At 62.4% G+C, this 2,436-nt stretch carries 2 protein-coding genes and 1 pseudogene; all 3 read right to left on the bottom strand.

All coding sequences use genetic code 11. The annotated features are described in order from the left end of the window. Positions 1–940, bottom strand: a 940-nt coding sequence (gene sbcD / locus HMPREF0178_RS02565; protein ID WP_009378788.1) for an exonuclease subunit SbcD, incomplete at its 3' end; no start/stop codon positions are given. A gap of 78 nt (positions 941–1,018) precedes the next feature. Next, on the bottom strand, positions 1,019–1,639 hold the full coding sequence (locus HMPREF0178_RS20320; protein ID WP_009378773.1) for a hypothetical protein: 621 nt from the start codon (positions 1,637–1,639) through the stop codon (positions 1,019–1,021). After that, positions 1,636–2,436, bottom strand: a pseudogene (locus tag HMPREF0178_RS20315) (hypothetical protein); the annotation flags it as partial. The pseudogene HMPREF0178_RS20315 and the gene HMPREF0178_RS20320, both read right to left, overlap by 4 nt.

Raw genomic sequence — 2,436 nt, 5'->3', positions numbered from 1 at the left:
ACGGGTGCCCGCCCCCGGCGGCGATGGCTTTCAGCCGGGATTCGATGGCCTCCCATGCCCCTTCAATGCGTTCCAGTTCCTGAAAAACAGGAACGGGCAGGCACTCCACGGATGCCTGACGGCCCGCGAAATCCACGAGGCAGACGCTCTTGGCGCCGCGTTCCCCGAAGCCCATGGGCACGGGGGAACCGCTGTAGCGCCGGGTTTCGGAGCCGCCGATTTTTTGCGGGATATGCAGATGCCCGAGGGCGAGATAGTCGATGGTGTCCGGGAAACAGTCGGCGGTCACTTGTGCGAGCGATCCGATATAGAGCTGGCGCACGCCGTCGCCGTCGGCGGTCTGGCCGCCCGACGCGAAGAGGTGCCCGGTTGCGAGCACGGGGAGATCCGGGCGCGTCCGGTACGTTTCGGCCTGCGCGCTGACGGCGGCGTAGTGGCGGCGGATGCCGTCGATGAGGTTCCGTTCCTTGTCTTCAATGCTTTCGCCGGGCTCGACCACTCGGATATCCCGATCCCGAAGATAGGGGACGGCGCAGACGATGAGCTCGGGCTCTCCGTCCGGGCCGTCGAGCCGAAGGATTTCGTGTCCGTGAGCGTCCGTGATCGAGCCTACGACATGGACGTTGAGTGCGCGCAGGAGCTCTTTCGGTGCGGTCAGGAAGGAGGGCGAGTCATGATTGCCCGCCACCACGACGATATGGCGGCAGAAAGGCATGACCCGGCAGAGGAAGCGGTAATACAGCTCTTGCGCACGGTTGCTTGGGGCGCTGGTATCGAACACGTCTCCGGCGACGATCAGTACGTCAACGTGCCGGTCGCGGACCGTATCCGCCAGCCAATCGAGGAAGGCGGAAAAGGTTTTGTAGCGCCTGCGCCCGTAGAGGGTGCGCCCGATATGCCAGTCGGACGTATGCAGTATTCTTAAGGACGTTGTTTTCATATCGAAGGCTCCGTAGCCGGCCTCCGTCGGAGGCCGGTTTCTACAGATAGCCTGTGAGCACGGGACGGGCAAGCCCCCTTACTTGGCCGAAGGGGCGGGAGCCTTGGGAGCGGTGATGTCGCTAGTCTGTTCCTGCTTTGCCGGATGCCGCTTCTGATACTCCTTCCAGCCCCAATAGCCGCCTCCGGCAAGCAGTGCGGCGAGGCAGACGACGCCGAGCGCCACGGCCCATTTTTTCCAGCGGCTCTGTTTGCGGAAAGGATCGTCAAAGGAGCGGCTGGCATTGGGAGGCAAGGCCGCCGCGTCGGTCAGGCAGGAGCCGAGCATGAAATTGATGGGGATCTGGCTGTTCACCGCCCACCCCGAAGCATCAAGGACCGGCCCGAGCGTCCTGCGCCGCAGCTTCAGCCACGCGAGGAACATGGAGGGGCCGGATATGCACAGGAAGATCCCCACGAACAGCAGGGGGAACTGCCACCATGCCAGAGAGAACAACGCCGCCGCGATGCTGGCGAGCGCCGTGCCGATGGCGCCGAGGGCGAGCCCGATAGCCGCGAAGATCCCCATGCTCCGCCCGATGTCGAACGGCTTGGCTTCCTTCTGGGCATCCGCGGTCAGTTTATCAATGGATTTGGAGGCGTCGGACATGAGCGCTGAATCTTTGGACGACGCGAGCTTTTCGAGCTGGTCGGTGATCATGCGCCCGAACCGTTTGTAAGGCGCGAACATGGCTGTACGGATACTGATGGGGTTATCCACCAGCTTGACCAAAACGGCTTCCCAGCTCTGGCCTTGCGTGTCCCAAAAACGCCGTGCCGCCCCGGTATCAGCAGGTTGGAGTCACCCGCCGTAACCGCTGCGACGATATTCATCTTTTGGCCCGTGTCGAGGCGTGAGCACTCGCAATAGGCAAGGCAGAGATGGCTCGGCTGGGCCTGTGCCGCGTGGTTGGTGATGTCGTCCACGCGCAGGCAGAGATTGCAACCTCTGCCGTCGATGAACAGCGTGCCGATCTGAAAGGTCGTAGGCCGTGAAAGGGCGTAGAAGTCGCAGAAGGAAACGAAGTTCATCAACAGCCGGTGCAGGTGGTGATGGTAGAGGACGAGGCGCTCCACGTCCGTGAGCGTTTTGAGGTGGCCCGCCGCGTCTTCGTCCTGTTGCGTCAGCGCCTCGAAACGGGACGGGAGATCGCTGGAGAGCAGTTCTCCAAGCCGTTCCATGCCGAGTTTTTCCACGCCGCTTTCGGGCTTGCGGGCAACCAGTTCCGCATACGGGGCGAAACGCGTTTTGATGGTCTGCCATTTATCGGAGGTCAGCTCGTCCCGTACGCCGAGGAGAGGAACGGCAATCGTATCTTTCAGAGCGATGATCTGATCGCGCCATGCAGGGTTGAGGCCTTTTTCAAGAGGAAGCGGCTGATCCGCCGCGATATGCGCGAGAGGCAGTTCGCGCATGGCCTCGTCATCCGTGTTGAGGGCGTGATCGACAAGCTGGGC

It is taken from the genome of Bilophila sp. 4_1_30 (assembly GCF_000224655.1).
In the GTDB taxonomy this organism is placed as follows: Bacteria; Desulfobacterota; Desulfovibrionia; order Desulfovibrionales; family Desulfovibrionaceae; genus Bilophila; species Bilophila wadsworthia.
This window is presented reverse-complemented; position numbering and strand designations above follow the sequence as displayed.

Excerpts from the sequence above, each read along its gene's own strand:
- HMPREF0178_RS20320 (WP_009378773.1), bottom strand. The coding sequence starts at position 1,639 with ATGATCACCGACCAGCTCGAAAAGCTCGCGTCGTCCAAAGATTCAGCG.